The sequence below is a fragment of the Streptomyces sp. NPDC031340 genome (assembly GCF_055569945.1).
The window spans coordinates 1-1,224 of record NZ_JBVIIE010000141.1 but is presented as its reverse complement, the minus strand read 5'-3'; the positions used below and the strand labels follow the sequence as shown (position 1 = coordinate 1,224).

The window sequence follows — 1,224 nt, the reverse complement described above, 5'->3', positions numbered from 1 at the left end:
GACCCGGTCTCGGGTGCGGAGGAGGTCGTCGCCTTCGCCCGCGAGCACGGCCTGCCCATCGCGATCAAGGCCGCCTTCGGCGGCGGCGGCCGCGGCCTGAAGGTCGCCCGCACCCTCGAAGAAGTGCCGGAGCTGTACGACTCGGCGGTGCGCGAGGCGGTGGCCGCGTTCGGCCGCGGCGAGTGCTTCGTCGAGCGCTACCTCGACCGCCCCCGCCACGTCGAGACCCAGTGCCTGGCCGACAAGCACGGCAACGTCGTCGTGGTCTCCACCCGCGACTGCTCCCTGCAGCGCCGCCACCAGAAACTCGTCGAGGAAGCCCCCGCCCCGTTCCTGTCCGAGGAGCAGGTCGCCGAGCTCTACCGCGCCTCCAAGGCCATCCTCAAGGAAGCCCACTACGAGGGCGCCGGCACGTGTGAGTTCCTCGTCGGCCAGGACGGCACGATCTCCTTCCTCGAGGTCAACACCCGCCTGCAGGTCGAACACCCGGTCACCGAGGAAGTCGCCGGCATCGACCTGGTCCGCGAGATGTTCCGCATCGCCGACGGCGAACCGCTCGGCTACGACGACCCGCCGCTGCGCGGCCACTCCTTCGAGTTCCGCATCAACGGCGAGGACCCCGGCCGCGGCTTCCTGCCCGCCCCCGGCACCGTCACCCGCTTCGACCCGCCCACCGGCCCCGGCGTCCGCCTGGACGCGGGCGTGGAGTCCGGCAGCGTCATCGGCCCCGCCTGGGACTCCCTGCTCGCCAAACTCGTCGTCACCGGCCGCACCCGCGCCGAGGCCCTCCAGCGCGCCGCCCGCGCCCTGGACGAGTTCACCGTCGAGGGCATGGCCACCGCGATCCCGTTCCACCGCACCGTGGTCCGCGACCCCGCCTTCGCCCCCGAACTCACCGGCTCCACCGACCCGTTCACCGTCCACACCCGCTGGATCGAGACCGAGTTCGTCAACGACATCAAGCCCTTCGCCGCCCCCGCCGACACCGAAGCGGACGAGGACGCCGGCCGCGAGACCGTCGTCGTCGAGGTCGGCGGCAAGCGCCTGGAAGTCTCCCTCCCCGCCTCGCTCGGCATGTCCCTGGCCCGCACCGGCCTCGCCGCCGGCGCCAAACCCAAGCGCCGCGCCGCGAAGAAGTCCGGCCCCGTCGCCTCCGGCGACACCCTCGCCTCCCCCATGCAGGGCACCATCGTCAAGGTCGCCGTCGAGGAAGGCCAGGAAGTC

The 1,224-nt window shown here is 72.7% G+C and carries 1 protein-coding gene; it reads left to right on the top strand.

The features are described 5' to 3' along the window. On the top strand, nucleotides 1-1,224 hold a 1,224-nt coding region (locus ACZ5GT_RS40815; RefSeq protein ID WP_469037018.1), incomplete at both ends, for an ATP-binding protein.